This is a genomic window from Mycobacterium barrassiae (assembly GCF_025822765.1).
Taxonomy (GTDB): domain Bacteria; phylum Actinomycetota; class Actinomycetes; order Mycobacteriales; family Mycobacteriaceae; genus Mycobacterium; species Mycobacterium barrassiae.
In genome coordinates, this window is the sequence record NZ_JACKUK010000023.1 from 768,159 (window position 1) to 789,250 (window position 21,092).

Here is a 21,092-nt window from a genome sequence, read left to right on the forward strand (position 1 = left end):
ACACCTCATGTGGTTTCGACGAGGGCCGCGCGCAGCGCACGGCACTGACTGGCGAAGAAACGTTGGGACACTGAAGCGTTCGCGGCGATGAGGTCGAACGCGTGGAAGGCCCCGGTCGCGATCTCCTCGTGCACCGGCACGCCTGCCTCTCTCAGGCGGGCGGCGTACGCGCGGCATTCGTCGTGGAAGAGGTCCTGCGTGCCGACGCCGATCCACGCCGGTGCCAGACCCGACAGGTCGGCCCTGCGCGCGGGCGCCGCCGTCGCGGGATCGGCACCGGCGAGATACCACCGCCACGCGTGTTGGTTGTCGTCGGCGGTCCACATCACCCGCGGTCGGTCGCCGTTGACACCGGTGCGGTCGTCGAGCATCGGGTACACCATCATCTGAAGTGCGAGTTGGACGTCGCCGCGATCGTGCGCGAGTTGCGCGACCGCAGCGGTGAATCCACCGCCCGCACTGGCCCCGCCGACGGCGATGCGTCCCGGATCGACCCAGGGCCTGCCTGCGAGCCAACGCAGCGCGGCGTAGCAGTCCTCGACCGGCGTGGGATACGGGTACTCGGGAGCCAACCGATGCTCCACCGCCACGACGGCGATATCGGTGAAGTTGACGAGCTTGCGGCAGAACCGATCCTCTTGTCCGGCAGTGCCCATCACCGTTCCGCCGCCGTGGATCCACAGCAGCGCGGGTCTCGGTTCACCGATTCCGGTCGGTCGGTGGATGCGTACCGTGACATCGTCGTTGACACTGGCCACCTCGACCCCGCGAATCCGGCCCACCCGTCCGACCGCCTTCATCAGCGCCCGCGGCAGCGTCAGACCCCGGTGCAGCGCATAGCCTTTGGGGAGCACCCGGGCCGTTGCCCGGAGCTCCGGGTCGAATTGCGAGTAGTCGATGTCACCCACCTCTCGCCAGCGCCGGCTGCGCAGGCGCGGGGATCTTGCGGCCCGCACGTAGGAAGCTGCCGGTGCGTACCTGTCCGACGATCTCGGTAGGCACTCCCCTGCGGAAGACCGTCCGCCCGCCGACGAGGACAGCGGTGACGGTGTCGTCGTTGCGGTTGACCATCCGGGACAGACCGTCGTACTGGTCGACGGTTTCCTCGGCGTATGCGCTGAGCGATTCGTCCAGGTGGGCGGGATCGATCACGGCGACGTCGGCACGATCGCCCACCCTCAGGTGGCCCGCATCCAGCGAGTACCAGTCGGCGAGTTCCCCCGTCAGCCGATGCACGGCATGTTCGACCGTCATGAACGGCGCCCCGGCCTCGGCGCTCTGGTGCACATGGCGCAGCAGGCAGAGCCCGCTGTTGTAGAAGGCCATGTTGCGCAGGTGTGCACCGGCATCGGAGAAGCCGACCTGATTCCCGGGGTCCACCGCGAGCTTCTTGAGGATCTTCGGGCGGTGGTTCGAGATGACGGTGCGCCACCGCAGCGACCGTCCGTGCTCGATGACGAGGTCGAGGAACGCGTCCACGGGATGCACGCCGCGATCGAGTCCGATCTGGCCGAACGTCTTGCCGACCAGCGAGGGGTCCGGGCAGGCGACGATGTCGGCATCGAAGAAGTCGCGGTGCCACGCCCCGATGCTGAACTTGTCGTCGTACTCCTTGCGGAACCGGCGCCGGTAGGCCTCGTCGCGCATCAACTCGTTGCGTTCCAGCTCGTCGCGAAGGTGCAGTGCCGCGGCGCCGGCACCCAGTTCCTCGAAGATGACCAGATCGATGCCGTCGCTGTAGACCTCGAACGGCACCGGCAGATGCTGCCACCGGAAATCACCGCCGAGCGCATTGATCACCCGGGCCGCGGTGCTGAGGATCCGGTACCCGATCGGATTCGACTTGGCGTCGGCGGCGGCCAGGAAACTGATCTTCAACGGACGTCGCAGCCCGCCGATCGATCTCGCGAGCTGTGCCGCCACCCGAGGTGGATGCTGGATGTCGGGGCCGCTCTGTAGGACGCGCCCGCGCTTGCGCACCAACTGGGTGAGCCGACGCATCTCGCGCCGCTTGACGTAGGTCGACGGCAGTGTGCGTGAACGGCATACGTCGCCGTCGAGCCGATCGAAGAGCAGTTGCTGCGACGACAGACCGATGAAGCCGGCGTCGAGGGCCTCGGCCAGCCAGCGTTCCATCTGAGCGAGCTCAGCCCTCGTGGGCTGATCCTCCTTGGTCGTCGCGCGCTCGAGCCCCATGACCGCGGTGCGCATATCGGAGTGACCGATGAATGCGGTCACGTTCGGCCCGAGTGGACGCGCCTCGACGGCGCGGATGTACTCCTCGGCGTTCGTCCAGGTCTTGTGCTCGTCGACCGCCGAGATGACGTGCTCGCGTGGGATCGCTTCCACCCTGCCGAAGAGGTCACCCGCGTCGACCCCGTCGACGTGAACCGTTGAGATCGAACACGATCCGATCACCACGGTGGTGACGCCATGCCGCAGCGACTCCGACAGCGCGGGACCGTTGAGCAGTTCGACGTCGTAGTGGGTGTGAATGTCGATCAGACCCGGAATGACCCATTTGCCGGTGGCGTCGATCTCCTCGATGCCCTCGAGCGGCTCCTCGGTGACCGCCGCGACGTGGCCGTCCTTGATGCCGATGTTGCGAACCGCCGACGGTCCACCTGTGCCGTCGAAGTACCGGCCATTCCTGATCACCACGTCGAAGCTCATGGGTTACCCCTCCACCGTCGGGCCGTGGCCATCACAATACACTTGTCGAATACTGTATGGTCAAGAAATGGCCGAGCCGGAACTGGTCGAATTCGAACTCCCCCATCTGCGCATGACCGCTCTCGACTTGGGCCCGGAGGACGGCAGGCTCGCTCTGTGCGTACACGGCTTTCCCGACAGCGCGCACAGTTGGCGGCTGCTCGCACCCATGTTGGCGGCCAAGGGATTTCGCGTCGTCGCGCCCTTCACCCGGGGCTATGCGCCGACGGGACCGGCACCTGATGGCGACTACCACCTGGGTGCACTCATGTCCGATCTCATCGACCTGCACAAACAGCTCGACGGCGGGGCCGATGCTGTGCTGATCGGCCACGACTGGGGCTGCTTCACCGCCAACGGGCTCGCGGCGTACCCCGGGTCGCCGTTCGGCGCATACGTCTCGATGGCGCTGCCACCCGTGCGGGCGTTCGACAACGCCAGGCGTGGCCTTGCGCAGAACCTGAAGATGTCGGCGATCCAACTGCGCAGGAGCTGGTACGTACTCTTCTTCCAGCTGCCGTACCTTCCCGAACGGATCCTGCACCGGGTCATCCCGCGGCTGTGGAAGGACTGGTCACCACCGGGCACGGACGTGGGCGACGATGTGGCCCGCACCCAGGCCGCGCTGCCGACCCTGGCCCACCGCAGGGCCGCGGTCGAGTACTACCGCGCGATGATCCGGTTCACCCGTGCCTCGAAGCCCTACGCGGGCTTGCATCGCTTCCGGTTCAAGCTGCCGCGCACCCCCGTGCTGGTATTGCACGGCGAGCAGGACGGCGCGGTTCAGGTCGGCTACCTCGACGGGGCGATCGACGCCCTCCCGCCGGGCAGCCGGGTCCAAACCATCTCGGGCGCTGGACATTTCCTGCAGGTGGATCAGCCCGACGCGGTGTGCGCGGCGATCCTCGATTACCTGAAGGTCGACTGACGTTGCTTCTGCTCAGACGGTCAGGGCGACCTTGACGCAGTCCGCGGTGCGTGCCGCGACGGCGGTGTAGGCGGCCGGCGCGTCGGTGAGCGGCATCGTGTGGGTGAAGATACCGCTGACGTCGAGACGGCCCGACTGCAAAAGCGGCACCAGTTCGGGCCACGTGCGCTGCACCGGTGCCGTCGTCATCCGCAGGGTGATGCTGCGAATCAGGCTGAGGGTGGCGGGAAATGGGAACGGGTCGAGGTTGTGGACGCCGACCACCGACACGGTGCCGCCCGCACGGACCAGATTGAGCGCGTCCGACATCGATCCGTCGCTGCCGACGGCGTCGATGACCGAGGCCGCGCCTCGTCCACCGGTTGCGTCCAGAACCGCCTGCAGCGCAGGCGGTTCCAAGGATATGGCACCCAGCCGTTCCGCACGGAGACGACGGCCCTTGACGGGGTCGACAGCGAAAACAGTTCCGGCACCGAGCGTCAGAGCACTTTGGACCGCGCACAGGCCGACCGCACCGAGACCGAGGACCACAACCGTGCCGCCCGGCGGGAAGTCGGCCCGCTGCGCGGCCGCCCATCCCGTGGCGAGGTTATCCGTCAGGAGTAGCGCCTCCTCGGTGTCGATGTCGTGCGGCAAACGCAGCAGCTGGAAGTCCGCGGCCGGCACCGCCAGCAGTTCCGATTGCGCACCGCCGAGTTCTCCTGCGCCGAAGATCCTTGGGCCGCCGACACATGTCACCGGATCGCTTGTGGCACACCCCACGCAGGATCCGCAGCCGGCGACAGATGACACGAGCACCTCGTCGCCCACCGCGAATGTCCCGACGTCGGGCCCTACCTCGACGATGGTGCCGACCGCCTCGTGGCCGAGCGCCACCGGCGCGCCAAGCGGGTAATCACCTTCGTAGAAGTGCAGATCCGAACCGCAGATCGCCGCCGCGCGCACCTCGATCACCGCGCCGCCGGCGCCGGGTAGGGCCGGATCGGGCAACGTCTCCACCCGGACTTGTCCCGGGGTATCGATCACGACGCTCTTCATCGATGGTCGCCTTTCTGGTCAGGTCGACGGCGGATGTGCAACCTTGCCGGCCGCGATCGAGCCGTACTCGGCTACGGCCGCAGTTCGTACTCTGCGGCAATCGGGCGGTTGGTCCATCTCCAATAGTCGAAGATGCGGAACCCGTACAGGGTGGGCACCTCTCCGGCGGCGTTCTTGTAGTAGCTACTCGTGATCGCCGGGTGGCTGTACACCATCTGCTTCAGCCGCTCCTGGGCGCGCCGGTTGTAGTCGTTGCACACGTCCGCGCGCACGGTGGCCGAGCCGAAACCGCCCGCGGCGATCATGTCGATGCAGCCCATGATGTAGCGCATCTGGCATTCCGAGTTGTAGATGATGCTCGCGCCGTTGACGCCGTTGGTGCCCGGACCGTACATGCAGAAGAGGTTCGGAAAGCCCGGCACGGTGATTCCGAGGTAGGCATACGGGGAATCGCCCCACGCGCTGTTGAGTTCGATCCCGTCGAGGCCGCGGACGTTGATGGGTCCCAGCTGGTGGTTGACGTCGAAGCCGGTGGCCCAGATGAGGACGTCAGCCGGCCGATGCACGCCGTCAACGGTGGTCACCCCGTCCGGGGTCACCTCGGCGATACCGTCGGTGATGAGCTCGACATCGTCGCGCTGCAACGTCGTGAGCCAGGTTCCGTTGTCCTGCAAGGTCCGTTTGCCCATCGGCGGGTATTTCGGCGTCACCTTCTCCAGCAGCTCCTCGTCGTCGCAGAAGGCCCGCATCCACGCGATGAACATCTCACGGATGGCGTGGTTCGACGCGTTGCACGAGAGTCCACCGTTGTCCCAGTCCGGGTCGATCCTGACCTGCTCGTCGAGGGCGTCGGCGATCGGCCACCAGGACACGAACCGCAGCCACCGCCCGTAGTACGGCAGATGCCGGATCGCCCAACGGGCCCCATCCGGAATGGCGTCGTGATACATGGGATTGGGCGCCATCCACTGCGGCGTGCGCTGGTAGACGTCGATGTGGCTGGTCGTGTCCGCGATCGCGGGGACGAGCTGAAACCCGCTGGCGCCCGCACCGATGACCGCGGCCCGCTTCCCCGCCAGATCGACGTCGTGGCGCCAGTCCGCGGTGTGGAAGGACGGGCCACGGAAGTCGCTGGCGCCCTTGATGTCTGGGATCACCGCGTTGCTGAACTGACCGACGGCACAGATCAGCGCGCGGGAGGTGAGCTCTTCGGTGCTGCCATCGGCACCGGAGATGGTCACCCGCCAGGTCGCCGATTCGTCATCCCACGCGGCGCCCGTCACCGCGGTGTTGAAGCGCACGTGCGGGACGATGTCGTGGCGCGCCGCGACGTCCTGGAGGTACTGCAGGATCTCGGGCTGTTCGGAGTAGTAGTGGGTCCAGTGGTCGGTCGGCTCGAACGAGTAGGCGTAGTACTGATTCGCGATGTCGACGCGGCATCCCGGATAGCGGTTGGCCAGCCAGGTTCCGCCCACCCCCGACTGCTTTTCGATGATCGTGAACGGTACGCCCGCCGCCTTGAGCTTGACCCCGGCCAACAGGCCGGCCTCACCACACCCGATGACGACGACGGGGAACTCGGCGCGCTGCTCGGGCGTCGACGCAAGCTCCGGTCCGCACTGATCGGCGTCGCTGAACCGCAGGTCTGCGGCGACGTACTCGACGTGTTCCTCCGTAACCGTCCCGGCCGACATCACGTCGAACATCGCCCGCATCTGCCGGGCGTCTGGAACGAAGGGCGGCGGGCAGCCGCGGTCGCGATAGTCGCGGATGACGTCGAAGGCGCGTTTGCGCACCAGCTCCTTGTCGGGCTCGCTCATTCCGCCCTGGAGGTCCATCGCGATGAGCATGTAGGGCCCGGGAAGCTCCTCCAGCAGACCCATGTCGCCGGTCATGTGCACCATCGACATCAGCAGGGCGGGCACGCTGGCCTGGTCGACGGCGTCTCGAATCACGTCGTCGGAGTCGTCGAAAGGCAGCCCCAACAACGGGTTCGCGGTGTCCCAGGTGGTGGTGTCGCCTACCGAAGTGTGACCCATCGCCTCACCATACATAGACCATCCGCTGATTGACCATACGCTCTTTCAAATACGTATTGTCATCGCGCCGCGGTCGGGCTACCGTCGATGAATGACGGATCTGCAGGTGCGACGCGTGCGGTTCGATCTCGCAGGTGACGACGTGCCCTTCAACTGGCATCCACAACGCCCGGCGTTTGCCATGCAGTGCAACCTGATCACGTTCTTCGCGCCGGGTTTCGAGAAGTTCATCGTCGACGCCACCCGCGAGGCGATTCCGCTGATGCGCGATCCCAGACAGGCCGAAGAAGCGAATGCCTATCTGCGCCAGGAGGCTCAGCATTCGGCGGCGCACATGAGCCATTTCCGTGCCCTCGCCCGACGCTGGCCCGGTTTGCAGGAAACGCTGGGCGAAGTCGTCGCCTCCTACGACCGGCTCACCGCCACAAAGCCGTTGGCGTGGCGACTGGCCTACACCGCCGTCATCGAGAACACCTTCACGCCGTACTTCAAGGTGTTCCTCGACCACGAGGACAAGCTGTTCGAACCCGGCGACGAACGCGTGGCGTCGCTGTTCCTCTGGCACTTCGTCGAAGAGATCGAGCATCGCAGCTCCGCACTGATGGTCTACGACGCGGTGCACGGCGACTTCCCCTACCGAGTGCGGACGATCGGAGGCGTCGTCAAGCACCTCGGCGAGATCCTGGCGATCGTCTCCCGCGGGTTCCAGAAGCATGTGCCGGCGGCCGACGGTGGCGAATTCGGTCGGCTGATTCCGGACGGCTTGTCGCCGCGGTCCCTCCTTTCCGCCGCACGCGCCGCCCGCGAGCTGACCACCCCTGGCCAGGCGACCTACGCCGGTGTCCCCAGGCGCGAACTACTCGCCATGCTGGTCGGGCTGGTGCGATCCCAAGGCCCAAGCCACGACCCCACGTACGAGAAGCTGCCGGCCTTCGCGGGACGGTGGTTCCATCGCTACGAAGAGGAACCGAAGTGCGCGGCCCGGTGGTACTCGGTCGGCGCGGCCAGCGGCTAGCGCGACTCTGCGAAGCGATACCGCCGATATGATCGCGGCATGCAGGTGAGCGAGTAATGGTTCGCAGCCACGGCTGGTCAGGTAACACGCCCACCTCCGACGAGGAGGCGATCACCCGGATCCTCGACGCCGCCGACAAGATCATTGCCGAGCGCGGCTCCGCGATGCGGATCGCGGACGTCGCCCGGTCGCTGGGCGTCACTCGCCAGACGGTGTACCGGTATTTCCCAGGCACCGAAGCGCTTCTGCTCGCCACGGCCATGCGGTCCGGCGACGGCTTCCTCGAACAACTGGCCAACCACGTACGCGGTGAGACCGATCCGGTGACCGCGATCATCGAGGGCCTGGCGTTTGCGATCGAGAACCTGTCGAAAGACGAACGCATCAGCTTTATGATGACCAGGCGGTCTCGCGGCGAGGTCGCGCACACGCTCACTTCCGACACGGCGCTGGCATTTAGTCTCTCGATGCTTCATCGGTACGAGGTCGACTGGGAGGCAAATGGTTTCGACGAAGATGCCCTCAGCGAACTGGCCGAGTACCTGCTTCGGGTGCTGCACTCCTTCCTGATCGATCCCGGCCAGGCTCCGCGCGAGGGCGACACCCTGCGCAGGTTTCTGGCGCGGTGGATCGGTCCGGCGGTCATCTACCCGCGATTCGCCGATGCGATGGGTGCGCTGATCAAAGTGGCTGCGCCACCGTCACGGTCGCGGCGCCGTTCCGTGTCCTAGAGATTGAGGGCCCGCGCCGCCACCGTCGCGAGTTCGCCCTGCAGATTCGAGATCGGTCGACTGCCGCGCAGGTGGATCACGTTGGTGAGCAGCACCACGTAGGTGTCCGAGCCGGGATCGATCCACAGAGACGTTCCGGTGAACCCTGTATGGCCGAAACTGCCAATGGGAAACACCATTCCGCGCGGTTTGGAGTGGGCGGTATCGATGTCCCAGCCGAAGCCGCGGAGATTCTGGCCTGCGATCGCGGGATAGTGCGGAGCAAGTAGGGGATGCTGGGTATTGGGCGCTGTCGCGATGGCTTCTTGTTCGGCGGCATTGGCTGCCTCGACTTGTTGTGGGGTATGTCCCGGCTGTTCGGGAGTGGTCATCACCTGCAGCGTGGCTTGGGTCAACGGAAAGGTGCTGGGGCGGCGCGCGAGTCGATCAAGCAGGGCCTGCGCGAAGATGCCGACGTCGTGCGCGGTCGAGAAGACACCGGCACTGCCCGCCACTCCCCCCATGCGGCGCGCGGTCGGGTCATGCACGGTACCGCGAAGTAGACCGTCGAGGTCGGGGTTGCTGCCCGGGTCCGCCCGGCCTTCCTCGTCGCGTGCCGTCGGCGCGATCCTCGGCAGCAGGTTGCTGTTCCACGCATCCGCGGGGCATGCGTCCGTGGGTGGTCCCGGCGCCCACGCCACCGCCGATCCTCTGATCTGGTGTGGCCCACACACTTTCGTTGGCGGGAGGAAGCGGGTTTCTGTCATGTCGAGCGGCGCGAAGACATTCTGTTGCGCGTAGATATTCTCCGGCTGACCGGTGATTCTCTCGATCATTTCGCCGAGCAGAATGAAGTTGACATCGGAGTAGTGGAAGCCCGCGCCTGGCGTCGCCTCGAGCGGTTTGGTCAGCGCGCGACGGATGCCCTCCGCGTGGTCTGCGCCGTTCAACCCCCAGGGATCCCGAAGGTCCAGCTCCCCCACCAAACCTGAAGTGTGCGTGAGCAACATGCGCACCGTCACCTCGGCACGCCGCGGATCGTCGGACGCGTTGAAGTCCGGCAAGTATGTCTGTACGGCGTCGTCGAACTGGATTTTGCCTTGTTCGTGGAGCTGCATGATCGCCGTCGCCGTCGCGAGGGGCTTCGTCAATGATGCGAGGTCGAAGATGGTGTCTTCGGTCATCGGTTCCTCGGGCGAAGGAGCTCCGTCGAGGCCTGATTCTCCGGCAAGCTTGCGATCGCCGTAGGCCTTCTCGTGCACGATCTTGCCGCCGTGCCCGATCAACACCACCGCTCCTGGCAGTGTGCGCGCCGCGATCGCGTCGTTGATGAGTTGCGAGACCGGGGCTAACTCTGGGCTGGGAGCCGCTTTTGGCACCGGGGTCGGCGTGGTCGTACTCGATGACGGGACGCTGGTTATTGCGGGCGGGTCTGTACCGCCGCACGAGGTGGATGCGAACGCAAGGACGACAGCGCCCACCGCAATGGCCTTCCGCGGAGAGCACTTCGGCATGGTCGGGCCACCTCGTCGGATCGAAGGTGTGCGTTGGTCACTACATGTCGACCAACAGCATCGCACGAGATCCGGCGTCGCTGAATCTCGCGAGCGGGGAAGGTTGGGCCCCGAATCTTGTTAGCATCGCGCCGTGGTCGACTCGCCAGCGTCACCCGGTCGCGGTACCCGCACGCGGCGCGAGGTCCTCAAATATGCCGCCTCCGCTCCCGCTCTGCTGATTCTCGGATCAGCAGCGGCGACTCTGCATGGGCCGCAGGCCTCGGCAGCTCCCATGAAACTGATCGATTTCACGCACCGGCTGGTTCCACCTGATCAGATCAAAGCGGCGGGCTTCGACGGCGCCCTTGTCTATGTATCGGAGTTACGGCCGGGCGCGGACTTCGATTTCAAACCCGTCACCCGTGAATATGCGGACGCGCTGCGCGCAGAGGGCCTGCACGTCGTCAGCTGCTATCAGTACGGGAAGCCCAATTGGCCGAACGCGCCGTCGGACTACACCCGCGGATACGACGGCGGCGTCTACGACGCGCAAACAGCGCTGCGGTGGCACAGCGCAGCCGGCGGACCCGCGAGCGCGCCGATCTTCTTCAGCGTCGACGAGGACATCGATCTCGACACCTGGAACAGCGTCGCGGTCGAGTGGTTTCGAGGGATCAACTCGGTGCTGGGGATACCCCGCACCGGCATCTACGGACATGCGAATGCGTGCGGGTGGGCCCTCCAGGACGGCGTCATCGGACCGTCCACCAGCCCCGGCCATGCCTGGGCATGGCAGACCCGAGCGTGGTCGAACGGTGAGCGCGAGCCGGCGGCCGTGCTGTATCAGGACGTGATCGTCACCCCGAGCGACCCCGGCGTCATCCTGGCCAACACCAGCGTCGACGTCGACATCGTGCTCGCACCCGACTTCGGGCAGTGGGACCTCGCAAGATAGCCGCCTTAAGAAGTTTCCAAGGCTGACGCATCAATGTGCTGTCAGCAAGTGCGGGGGCCCCACCCGACGAGGTCCCCGCACTTGCCTTGTGCAGCAGGCTACGCAGCGTGGCCCGCAGCTCAGTAGTTATTGCAGCTGTTGGCGATGGACGCCATGGCGCCGAAATACTTCTGGCCCCATGACGTGGTCTGGAATTCCTGGACCAGCTGCACGCGTTCGCTGGGCGGCGCGGCTAGAAAGTTGGTCAGCATGACCGCTGCCAGCGGGTTCCCACTGAACTTCTGCGCAAGCGCTGGGTTCTCGGAGTTCAAGGCCGCCATGACCTGCGGATAACTGCAGGTCGTGTCGATGATCGGGTCGGCGGACGCCACCCCGGTACCCGCAGCAACCGACAGCGTGAGACCGCCGACGGCAGCGACCAGCAACTTTTTCGAAGAGAGGTTGAGCATTTCGGGGACCTTCCAACTTATGCAGTGGCCCCCGACTGGCCCTGACGTGAACAGTGCGTCCATGGTAGCTCGCGATTCGCTTTTTGTGCGATTTCGGCGTGGCTGGTCACGCTGAGCGTGACCGCGCACGCCGAAATCGCACGGGTGGGTGCCGTGCCCGGCGATACTCAGGCCATCGCGTAGTCGCACCTGAGGAGTTCTGATGGCTGCTCCGAACCTGCCGCCCGGCTTCGACTTCACCGATCCCGATATCTACGCCAGCCGGCTACCCACGGAGGAGCTCGCCGAGGTTCGTCGCGCGGCGCCGATCTGGTGGAACGACCAGGCGCCCGGCGTCGGCGGGTACGGCGACGGCGGCTTCTGGGTGGTCAGCAAACACCACGACGTTCGCGAGGTGTCGTTGCGCAGCGACGTGTTCTCGGCGGCCGAGAAGACCGTGGTCCCCCACCTCAAACCCTCGGTCGACATCGAAGGGCAGATCGCGGCGTCCAAGCTGTCGATGCTGATGATGGACGACCCCGAACACGCCCGATTGCGCAAGATCGTCTCCCGCGGGTTCACGCCACGCGCCGTGGAACGGTTGCGCGCCGGGCTCAACGAGCAGGCGCAGCGCATCGCCGCCGAAGCCGCCACCCATACCTCGGGCGACTTCGTCCTTCAGGTCGCGCGGGAACTGCCGCTGCTGGCCATCGCGGGGCTGCTCGGCGTCCCGGAGGAGGACCACGAGAAGTTGTTCGACTGGACGAACCAGATGGTCGGCGGCGACGACCCCGAGTTCGAAGACCACAACTCGCTGGCCGCGGTGGGCGAACTAATCGGCTATGCCATGGAATTGGCGGCAGTGCGTAAAGAAATGCCGGGCGAGGACATCGTCAGCACTCTGGTCGACTCCGAAGCCGACGGCCAACTGACCGAGGCCGAGTTCGGGATGTTCGTCGTGACGCTGACCGTCGCGGGTAACGAGACCAGTCGCAACTCGATCACCCAGGGCATGATGGCGTTCACCGACCATCCCGACCAGTGGGAGTTGTTCAAGGCGCAGCGGCCGAAGACCGCCGCCGACGAGATCATCCGCTGGGCCACGCCGATCACCGCGTTCCAGCGCACGGCGTTGGCGGATACCGAGGTCTCAGGTGTGCCGATCAAGAAGGGCCAGCGGCTGGTGCTGTTCTACCGGTCGGCGAACTTCGATGAGGACGTGTTCGAGGATCCGCACGCGTTCAACATTTTGCGGGACCCCAACCCGCACTTGAGCTTTGGCGGTACCGGCGCCCACTACTGCGTCGGCGCCAACCTCGCACGGATGACGGTCGATCTGATGTTCAACGCGATCGCCGACCACATCCCCGACCTGAAGCCGATATCGGCGCCGCAGCGGTTGAGGTCGAGTTTCATCAACGGCATCAAGCACTGGCAAGTGGATTACCGGGGCGCCAAAGTGTGATTTCGGCGTGCTTAGTCTCGCTGAGCGTTACCTAGCACGCCGAAATCGCAGAAAAACGTCGCCCGCGCGGCTCGCGTTCCCATAGCACGCCGTCGCCGGCTGTCACACCCTCCTGAATAAGGGCGCGTTTGAGGATCTTGTTCGTCGCGGTCTGCGGCAGATCGTCATTGATCCGTACGTAGCGAGGCCACGCCTTCGGCGACAGGTCCGGTTGCGCCGCAAGGAATTCCTCGAACCGCTCCGGGGTCAGTTCGTCGTTGAGGACGACGGCCGCCATCACCTGATCCCCGACGTGCTCGTCGGGAACGGCGTACACCGCGACCAGAGTGATCTCCGAAAGGCGCTGCAGGATCCGCTCGATCGGGCCTGCCGCTAGGTTCTCCCCGTCGACGCGCATCCAGTCCGCGGTTCGGCCCGCCAGATAGATCCACCCATCGGCGTCGCGATACGCCAGATCGCCCGACCAGTACATGCGGTGCCGCATGCGCTCGTCGGTGGCCGCCTGGTCGTTGTAGTAGCCGGTGAACCCTCCCGACCCGAACGTGTTCACCAACTCCCCAACGGCGTCGTCGAAATTGGTGAGCGCGCCGTGCTCGTCGAATTCCGCAGTCGCACATTCGGTCACGGTGTCAGCGTGATAGACGCTGACACCTGGATAGCCCTTCCCGATGGATCCCGGCGGGCAGCCGTCCTCGCGCATCACCACGACGGCGAACTCGCTCGAACCGAAGCTGTCCACCACGCGGCAGTCGAACCGCTTGGCGAACAATTCGATATCTCTTTCCGTCGCTTCGTTTCCGAACGCGGCCCGCAGCGTGTTGTCCGCATCGTCGGGATGCTCCGGTGTCGCCAGTATCAACGCGAGCGGCTTGCCGACGTAGTTCATGTAAGTGGCGCAGTACCGGCGAATGTCGGACAGGAAGCGCGACGGTGAGAACTTCGCGGGCACCATCGCCGCCCCGCACGCGATCGCGACCGCCCACCCGGCCGCTACCCCGTTCGAATGAAACAGCGGCATCGACAGGTACGCCACATCGTCGGCGGTCAGGTCGAAGCGTTCCACCAAGCTGGCCCCGCACAGCACCGCCATCGCGTGTGCGAACGGCACCGCCTTGGGGTTGCCGCTCGTTCCCGACGTGAAGATCATCAGCGCCGTGTCTTGACCGCTGACCTCACGAAGCGGGGCAAGGGGTTTCGCGGCTCGAACCGCCCTGCGGTAATGCGCGCTGTCGACGTCGACCACCGTCACCGGGCCCAGATCCAGCCCGTCGAGCAGCGGCCGGTGATCAGTGTCGACGAGCACCAGCCGGCAGTCCGCGCGACGGATGTCTTTCACCAGCCCCTCGCCGCGCCGCGTCGTGTTGATTCCGCACAGCACATAGCCGCCGAGCGCGGCAGCGGCCATCGACCGCAGCATTGCCGGCGAATTGCCCAGCAGCGCACCGACATGCAGTGGCTCCTCGGATCCGACGAGCTCGATCAGCGCCGAGGCCTCCACCGACGCCTCGGCCAGATGCTCACGCCATGTCCATGTCCGGTCGCCGTGCATCATCGCGACGCCGTCATCGTCCATGCGGGTGCGCAGGAGCTGCTGCACCGTCTCAATCATCGGCGGGCCGGTAGCGAAGCAGCGTCACACCCTCTTCGTCGCAGAAGACCGGGACGACCCTCATGCCGATCCGGATGTCCTCGGGCCGCACATCGACCAGCTCGGTGCTGACCCGCGGACCGACATCCCATTCGACGACCGCCAACAACTGTGGCAGCTTCTCCGCCCACGGCGGTCCGGTCGGGCGACGCGCGACGGTGTAGGTGTACAGCGTTCCCGCACCGTCGATCTCGCGCCACTCTACGTCGTCGGCCAGGGTACCCGGCGCCAACGTGCGCGGGTAGAACACGTAGCGGTCAGCCGACGGCGAGTATTGGATCAGGATCCGGTGTTCGCGCAGGGCATCCCAGTACGGCTGCGACACCGGCGTCGGTTCCGGCAACGGCGCGGCCACCTCAGTCACCCCCCAAGATCAACGCGACCTGCTCGCTCATGATGCCGCCGGTTCCGCTGACGAACGCGGTGTTGCAGTCGGCGACCTGTGCGTCCGCCGATCGCCCCATCACCTGCCGGGCAGCGTCGACTACATGGTGCATCCCGCCGGCCATACCGGCCTGCCCGTACGACAATTGGCCGCCTGCGGTGTTGAGCGGGAAGTCACCGCGGAACGTCAGATCGTGCTCCGTCAGCCATGTCATGCCCTCACCCTTGCCGCAGAAGGCCGCATCCTCCAGCGTCATCAGCACGGTGATCGTGTAGCAGTCGTAGACGGATGCCACGTCGATATCGGATCGCTGCAATCCCGCCATCGCGAAGGCCCGTTCAGCGGCCCGCGCAATCGGCGTCCGCAGAAGATCGTCGGCGTAAGTGGGTGTCTTGAACCGGATGTGCTCGCCGAAACCCTTGAGCCACACCGGGCGATGGCGACCGCGGCGCGCCACGTCGGCATTGGCGATCAGCACACCGGCGCCGCCCTGCACAGGCATCACGGTTTCGAGCATGTGGATCGGGTCGGCGATCACCGGGCTGCTGAGCACGTCGTCGACGGTGATCGGCTTGCCGTGGAACACCGCGCCGGGATGAGCACATGCATTGGTTCGCTGGTCCACCGCGATCCGCGCCAACGCCGCTGCGTCGTAGCCGAATTCGTGGGCGTAGCGCTGCGCCACCTGCGCGTAGGGTCCGTTCTGGCCGACGTTGCCGTACGGAATCTCGAATTCCGCCTGCGGTGAGCCGTAGTTGTTGCTCGACGCGCCGTACCAGCTCAGGGTCCGCCCGGGCTTCGACTCCGTGCGTGGAATCTCCCTCGATCCGGGCATGACGGCGAGCACCGCATCGCACAGGCCCAACTCGACCGCGGCCGCCGCGCGCCACACCATGCCCGCCGCGGTGGCCCCGCCGAGATCCACGCGATCGCCGAAGTTCAGCGGCAGACCCAGGTATTCGGACAGCGTCGCCGGCGCGAACATGTCCGACTCCGCGATACCGTGCGTCGAAAGACCGTTCACCACAGCGGGTTCGACGCCGGCGTCCTCGATGACCATCTTGGCGAGCCGGGCATATTGGTCGAGCGTGAACAACGGAGGTGAGCTTTGCCGCTTCTCGGCGGGCAGTTCCGCGATGCCGACGATCGCCGCCTCGCCGCGCAGGCCCGTCACAGCGCAGACCTCGACGGCAGTGCAACGGTCGCGGTCCCCGGCATCAACACCTCGTCACCACGCTTGCAGTGGATGTCGAGGTCGACGAGCCCGTCGGCGCGCTTTCCGGTGATCACCCCGCCGAATGTCAACGGCTGCCCTGGATATGCGATCGCCCGGTTCTGAACGGAGAACGCCACCAACCGGCCGGCGCCACCGATCCAGTCGGTCAGCGCCCGCGACAGCAGTGCGGCCTGCAGCGGACCTTGGACGAGGACGTTGTCGTAGCCCTCGGTGTCGCGTGCCCAGTCCTTGTCGTAGTGGATGCGGTGGCCGTTGTACGTCGCCGCGCTGAAGAAGAACATCTGCGTCTCGTCGACGGTGACTGTCAACGCGGGAATCGCTTCACCGGTGGCGACGTCCTCGAAGTAGGGTTGCGTTCCGTCGCGAGCAGACGTGAAACCCTCCTTTTCGGGCCCATTTTGGGGGTTTTCGCGTCTGCTCGCGGAAGAAGAGGGAGTCATGCTGGCCGCGCGATCATCGACGTGGTGGCTTCGGCGAGAAGCTCGCCGTGCTGGTTGCGGTACTCGGCGCGCCAGGTCACCAACACGAATCGGCCTGATCTGCCTTCCTTCTCGACGATGGACTCGACCGTCCGTGTCATCTCGACCTCGTCGCCGTGGTAGGCGGGCAGGTGAAACGTGGTGCTCTCGCCACCGGCCATGCGCCGCGGCGCCTTCGGAAATGCCATGCTGCCGGTCACCGCGCCAGACGATCCGTCGGGCCGCAACTCGCCGAGTGCGGCGACGCCCAGGATCGCGTACTGCAGATACAGCGGCGGGCAGATGATGTCGCGATAGCCAAACCGGCGTGCGTAATCCCCGTCGAACCACAGCGGGTTGTGATCGTCGACCGCGGCGGCCCAACGCTGCCAGTCCCGCCGGTACACCTCGCCGGTGGCGACGGCGACCACCGATCCGACCTTGGCGGCCGACTCGGCATCGATGAGGCTCTCTGTGCTCACCGTGCCTACCCGACAAGCCATTTCGCAGCGACATCAGCACCGCCGCCGAGCGTCGACAGCACCCGTGCGCGCTCGGAGAACAGGTGAAGTCCGGTGTCGACGACATAACCCATTCCGCCGTGCAGTTGATGGGCGTCGAGGGTGACCTTCTTGATCTCGGCCGCCCGTATCCGCGCGATCGCGGTCTCCCGCGTGGCCGTGCGACCGCGCCCGATCCAGAACGTCGCCGACTGCGCCGCAAGACGCGCTGCCGCCAGCGCGATGTGCATATCGGCGACGATATGCTGCGCCGCCTGGAACGAGGCGATCGGCCGACCGAATTGCTCCCGCATCTTCGTGTAGTCGACGGTGCGGTCGATCACCGCTTCGCCGACACCGACAAGATCCAAACAGTCCAGCGTCACAATCGCGTTGGCCACCCGCCGCAGCTGATCGTCATCGACCGGCACCGGCTCGTCGACCAGGACGTCGTCGAACCGTACGGTGAACACCGGGAAGCCGCCCATGATGGGCAGGGCTTCGACGTCGATCCCGTTCGCCGTGGTGTCGACGGCGACGACGCCACCGTCGGTCGTCGTGACGATCACGTCGGCTTGGTCCGCGTTGGCGACGTAGCGCACCTCGCCGCTCACCCGCCAGGTGTCGCCGTCACGACGCATCCGCACGCGCGGTGTCACATCCGATGCGTCCTGCGGGTTGAACAGTGCGCAGGTTCCACGTGCGCCACCCGACGTCAGCCGTGGCAGCCACGCCGACCCGACGCCGAGCCAGTCGACCGCGAGCGCGGCGTACACGGTGCTCTGCACCACTGTGGGACACAGCGCCCGTCCCGCCTCGATGCAGAAGACGCCGATGTCGCCGAGGCTGCCGTCGACCACCAGACCGAGGACACCTGCCGACGCCAGCGCCTTCCATTGCGCGTCCGGCTCGAGGTCGGCGGCAAGCACGCTGCGACACATCGCGGCCAGGTCGCGTTCATCCTGCGAAGGAATCACCCGCATTCGGTCACCGCCCGTACGACGGCATCCGGTGACCGCGTTGGGCGATCACGTCACGGAGCACTTCGTTGGTGCCTCCCCCGAAACGCATGAGGGGCGACACCCGGTAGAGCCGCTCGAAGAACCCGTCGAGCGGTGCGCCGGCGCTGCGGTGGGCGCGCAGGCCGTCGGGACCGAGCAGGTCGACCGCGAGGTCGGCGATCCGCTGGCGCAGCTCGCTGGTGAAGATCTTCTCGACGCTGACCTCGACGGACGGGATGCGGCCGCTGTCGAGTATCGAGGCCGCTTCCAGGCCCATCAGCCTGGCGACCTCGACGTCGGCCTCGGCCTGGGCCAGTCGCCGGCGGTACGCCGGGTCGCGATCGGAAGCCAGCGCCATCAGCTCGTCGAGCGCCCGACGCAGGTCGCCGACGTTGATCAGCGCGCCACGTTCCAGATCCAGGGCGCCGGTGATGTAAGTCCAGCCCATGTTGAGCTCGCCGATCAGGTTGGTCACGGGTACGCGCACGTCGCGGAAGAACGTCTCGTTGGTGCGGTAGCCCGACCACGCGTACAGCGGGTGAATCTCGATGCCCGGGCTGTCGACGGGGACAACGATCACCGAGATGCCGCGGTGCCGCGGCGCGTCGGGGTCCGTGCGCACACACAGCCACTCGTGCGTCGACCGCTGGGCTCCGCTGTTCCAGATCTTCGAGCCGTTGATCACCCATTCATCACCGTCGCGCACCGCGCGGGTGCGCAGGCTGGCCAGGTCGGTGCCCGCATTGGGCTCGGAGTAGCCAAGCGCGAAGACGATCTCTCCCCTGGCGATTCCCGGCAGGAATTCCTTCTTGTTCTGCTCTGTGCCGTGCCGCATGATCATCGGCGCCACCGACGTCACGGTGAGGTCCGGACCCGGTACGCCGGCGTATTCGAACTCGCTCATCAGCAGGTGCTGATGCATGGCGGTCAGCCCCAGCCCGCCGTAATCCTTCGGCCAGTTCAGGCCGAACCAGCCCTTCTCGCCGATCTTGCGGCGGAACGCTGTCAGCTCGCCGCCCTGGTGTTCGAGACCGTGTTCGGCCATCTCCGCCCGCAGCGCGGCGGTGACGTTCTCGTCGAGGAACTGCCGTACGTCTGCCACCCAGGCTCGTTGCTCGTCGTCGAGCTCGAAGTCCACGCAGGCGACACTATCGAGAAAGTGTGCACACGGCGGGCGAACGCATAGCGATTTCGGCGTGGCTAGTCACGCTGAGCGTGACTGCGCACGCCGAAATCGCAGGCTCGTCATCGGCATAGTTCGTCGCCCGGGGGCCGTGGTTTGTAGTCTTCGGGGATGCCGTTCGAGAACGGCGAGGTCTTCGCCGGCTACGTGATCCAGCGGCTGCTGGGCACCGGTGGTTCGGGTGAGGTGTACCTCGCCCAGCACCCCCGGTTGCCTCGTCAGGATGCGCTCAAGATCCTGACCAAGGCGTCCGGGGTCGACGGCGAGTTCCGGGCCCGGTTCAACCGTGAGGCCGAACTGGCGGCGACGCTGTGGCATCCCCATATCGTCAGCGTCCTCGACCGCGGTGAATTCGAAGGTCGACTCTGGATCTCGATGGAGTACGTCGAGGGCACCGACGCCGGTCACTTGATCCGCGAAACCTACCCCCGCGGCATGCCGGAGCAAGACGTCTTCGAGATCATGACCGCGGTGGCCGATGCTCTCGACTTCGGTCATGAGCGCCGTCTGCTGCATCGTGACGTCAAGCCGGAGAACATCCTCGTGACCGCCCCGAACGGCCACCGGCGCCGGGTGCTGTTGACCGACTTCGGGATCGCCCGCCGCATCGATGACGCCAGCAACCTCACCGACACCAACATCGCGTTGGGGACCATCAACTATGTAGCGCCCGAGCAGCTCCTGAGCCGGGCACTTGACGGCCGGGCCGATCAATATGCCTTGGCCGCCACCGCGTTTCACCTGCTGACCGGGACGCCTGTCTTCCAGGACTCGAATCCCGCCGTCATCATCAGCCACCACCTGGGCACCACGGCGCCGCGGATATCGGAGCGCCGACCCGATCTGGCCCACCTGGACCCGGTGTTCTCGAAGGCGCTGTCGAAGGACCCCAACGAGCGGTACCCGACGTGTATGGATTTCGCCCGCGCGCTCACGGAGCGGGAGCGACGCGTGCAGGCTGCCGCGCAGGCGACAGGACCGATGCACGCCACAAGCGAACGTCCGACGACGCAACGCCTGGAACGCCTTGTCGTCCACGGTACCGCGCGAGGCGTGCAGCGCCGGGCACTCGACAATCGAGATGCGATCGGGCTCTTGTCCTTTCATCTCGTGCCCTATGAGCCCGTCGCCGGCCGGGACGCGCCGGTGCCCGTCGAGATACAAACTCAGCTCGTCACGGATCAGCTCGCAGACGGAGACGAGGTCGAGGTCACCGGGACATGGGATGGCGACCGCCTCGACGCGGACACGATCGTCAACATCTCGGCCGGGGTTCGGCCCAAGCAGCGACGTACGCCGCGGAAGGCCAAGTCACATCGCGCCGACACGACACCCAAACGCAGGTGGATCCCGATCGTCGCACTCCTCGCAGTGATCATGTTGGCGGCGGGCGCTGTCCTCTATTTCACCGACGGATTCGGTCTCTGGACCCGTCCAGGGCCCATCGTCAAGCCGGTGAGCGCGACCGTCTTCGCCCCCGGCGGCACGCCGGACAACCCGCAGGACGCCGACCTGGCGATCGACGGTAACCCGGACACCGCATGGAAAACCGTCACCTACCGAGACGCCGACCCGTTCCCCACTTTCATTGAGGGTCAAGGCCTGTTGCTGCATCTGGCCGAACCGACCGCATTGAGCGCCGTCACCATCGACTTATCGAGCACCGGAACCGATGTGCAGATCCGATCCTCGCCCACCGAGAAACCTGCCACGTTGGCCGACACCACCGAGCTGACCCCCACCACCACCCTGGAGCCGGGCGAGAACCGCATCGAGGTGCACGACCGGACCAAGACCTCCAATGTGCTGGTGTGGATCTCGAAACTCGGCACGACGGATGGCGAGAGCCGCACGGAGATCTCAGAGATCACGCTGCAGGCCGCCGACTGAGCGA

The 21,092-nt window shown here is 66.1% G+C and carries 19 protein-coding genes; 6 read left to right on the forward strand and 13 right to left on the reverse strand.

Annotation, left to right across the window (positions count from 1 at the left end; translation table 11 throughout):
• Positions 1-5 precede the first annotated feature (5 nt).
• Together H7J93_RS14120 and H7J93_RS14125 are read right to left on the reverse strand one after the other, a co-directional pair.
• Positions 6-908: an alpha/beta hydrolase gene (locus tag H7J93_RS14120; protein WP_267306887.1), complete on the reverse strand. Its 903-nt coding sequence runs from the start codon at positions 906-908 to the stop codon at positions 6-8.
• Positions 901-2,673: an N-acyl-D-amino-acid deacylase family protein gene (locus tag H7J93_RS14125; protein WP_267306888.1), complete on the reverse strand. Its 1,773-nt coding sequence runs from the start codon at positions 2,671-2,673 to the stop codon at positions 901-903. The genes H7J93_RS14120 and H7J93_RS14125 overlap by 8 nt, the downstream gene beginning before the upstream one ends.
• A 67-nt stretch (positions 2,674-2,740) precedes the next feature.
• Between H7J93_RS14125 and H7J93_RS14130 the strand changes: the two genes are divergently transcribed.
• Positions 2,741-3,640, forward strand: a complete 900-nt coding sequence (locus H7J93_RS14130; protein WP_267306889.1) for an alpha/beta fold hydrolase — start codon at positions 2,741-2,743, stop codon at positions 3,638-3,640.
• A gap of 12 nt (positions 3,641-3,652) precedes the next feature.
• Here H7J93_RS14130 and H7J93_RS14135 read toward each other — a convergent pair whose 3' ends face one another.
• Both H7J93_RS14135 and H7J93_RS14140 read right to left on the reverse strand, forming a co-directional pair.
• Positions 3,653-4,678 (reverse strand): alcohol dehydrogenase catalytic domain-containing protein, encoded by a 1,026-nt coding sequence (locus H7J93_RS14135; protein WP_267306890.1) that lies wholly within the window; start codon positions 4,676-4,678, stop codon positions 3,653-3,655.
• A 71-nt stretch (positions 4,679-4,749) separates the two neighbouring features.
• Entirely contained in the window at positions 4,750-6,717 is a 1,968-nt protein-coding gene (locus H7J93_RS14140; RefSeq protein ID WP_267306891.1) for a flavin-containing monooxygenase, read from the reverse strand.
• 91 nt (positions 6,718-6,808) lie between these two features.
• Between H7J93_RS14140 and H7J93_RS14145 the strand changes: the two genes are divergently transcribed.
• Both H7J93_RS14145 and H7J93_RS14150 read left to right on the forward strand, forming a co-directional pair.
• Positions 6,809-7,732, forward strand: a complete 924-nt coding sequence (locus tag H7J93_RS14145) for a metal-dependent hydrolase (protein WP_267306892.1) — start codon at positions 6,809-6,811, stop codon at positions 7,730-7,732.
• A gap of 56 nt (positions 7,733-7,788) precedes the next feature.
• Complete coding sequence (locus H7J93_RS14150) at positions 7,789-8,463, forward strand: TetR/AcrR family transcriptional regulator (protein ID WP_267306893.1); 675 nt, start codon at positions 7,789-7,791, stop codon at positions 8,461-8,463.
• Here the strand turns inward: H7J93_RS14150 and H7J93_RS14155 are convergent.
• Positions 8,460-9,956 (reverse strand): serine hydrolase domain-containing protein, encoded by a 1,497-nt coding sequence (locus tag H7J93_RS14155; protein WP_267306894.1) that lies wholly within the window; start codon positions 9,954-9,956, stop codon positions 8,460-8,462. The genes H7J93_RS14150 and H7J93_RS14155 overlap by 4 nt on opposite strands.
• A 133-nt stretch (positions 9,957-10,089) precedes the next feature.
• On the opposite strand from H7J93_RS14155, the gene H7J93_RS14160 reads away from it, so the two are divergent.
• Positions 10,090-10,893, forward strand: a complete 804-nt coding sequence (locus H7J93_RS14160) for a DUF1906 domain-containing protein (RefSeq protein WP_372507879.1) — start codon at positions 10,090-10,092, stop codon at positions 10,891-10,893.
• 119 nt (positions 10,894-11,012) lie between these two features.
• Here H7J93_RS14160 and H7J93_RS14165 read toward each other — a convergent pair whose 3' ends face one another.
• Positions 11,013-11,342: a hemophore-related protein gene (locus tag H7J93_RS14165; RefSeq protein ID WP_267306896.1), complete on the reverse strand. Its 330-nt coding sequence runs from the start codon at positions 11,340-11,342 to the stop codon at positions 11,013-11,015.
• 202 nt (positions 11,343-11,544) lie between these two features.
• Here H7J93_RS14165 and H7J93_RS14170 point away from each other — a divergent pair, with 202 nt between their 5' ends.
• Positions 11,545-12,786 (forward strand): cytochrome P450, encoded by a 1,242-nt coding sequence (locus tag H7J93_RS14170; protein ID WP_267306897.1) that lies wholly within the window; start codon positions 11,545-11,547, stop codon positions 12,784-12,786.
• A 31-nt stretch (positions 12,787-12,817) separates the two neighbouring features.
• Here the strand turns inward: H7J93_RS14170 and fadD1 are convergent, their stop codons facing one another.
• The 7 genes from fadD1 to H7J93_RS14205 are packed head-to-tail and all read right to left on the reverse strand — an operon-like array spanning position 12,818 to position 19,153.
• Positions 12,818-14,395: a fatty-acid--CoA ligase FadD1 gene (fadD1, locus tag H7J93_RS14175; protein ID WP_267306898.1), complete on the reverse strand. Its 1,578-nt coding sequence runs from the start codon at positions 14,393-14,395 to the stop codon at positions 12,818-12,820.
• Positions 14,388-14,789: a Zn-ribbon domain-containing OB-fold protein gene (locus H7J93_RS14180; RefSeq protein WP_267307009.1), complete on the reverse strand. Its 402-nt coding sequence runs from the start codon at positions 14,787-14,789 to the stop codon at positions 14,388-14,390. Before H7J93_RS14180 ends, fadD1 begins: the two co-directional genes overlap by 8 nt.
• Before the next feature lies 1 nt (position 14,790).
• Entirely contained in the window at positions 14,791-15,993 is a 1,203-nt protein-coding gene (locus H7J93_RS14185; RefSeq protein WP_267306899.1) for a thiolase family protein, read from the reverse strand.
• Positions 15,990-16,496, reverse strand: a complete 507-nt coding sequence (locus H7J93_RS14190; protein ID WP_267306900.1) for a MaoC family dehydratase — start codon at positions 16,494-16,496, stop codon at positions 15,990-15,992. Before H7J93_RS14190 ends, H7J93_RS14185 begins: the two co-directional genes overlap by 4 nt.
• Positions 16,493-16,996, reverse strand: a complete 504-nt coding sequence (locus H7J93_RS14195; protein WP_267306901.1) for a MaoC family dehydratase — start codon at positions 16,994-16,996, stop codon at positions 16,493-16,495. The genes H7J93_RS14190 and H7J93_RS14195 overlap by 4 nt, the downstream gene beginning before the upstream one ends.
• Before the next feature lie 5 nt (positions 16,997-17,001).
• Positions 17,002-17,997, reverse strand: a complete 996-nt coding sequence (locus H7J93_RS14200; RefSeq protein WP_267306902.1) for an acyl-CoA dehydrogenase family protein — start codon at positions 17,995-17,997, stop codon at positions 17,002-17,004.
• A 4-nt stretch (positions 17,998-18,001) separates the two neighbouring features.
• Positions 18,002-19,153, reverse strand: coding sequence for an acyl-CoA dehydrogenase family protein (locus H7J93_RS14205; RefSeq protein WP_267306903.1), 1,152 nt, complete (start codon positions 19,151-19,153; stop codon positions 18,002-18,004).
• Between the two features lie 156 nt (positions 19,154-19,309).
• On the opposite strand from H7J93_RS14205, the gene H7J93_RS14210 reads away from it, so the two are divergent.
• Positions 19,310-21,088: a serine/threonine-protein kinase gene (locus H7J93_RS14210; RefSeq protein ID WP_267306904.1), complete on the forward strand. Its 1,779-nt coding sequence runs from the start codon at positions 19,310-19,312 to the stop codon at positions 21,086-21,088.
• Positions 21,089-21,092: the final 4 nt, after the last annotated feature.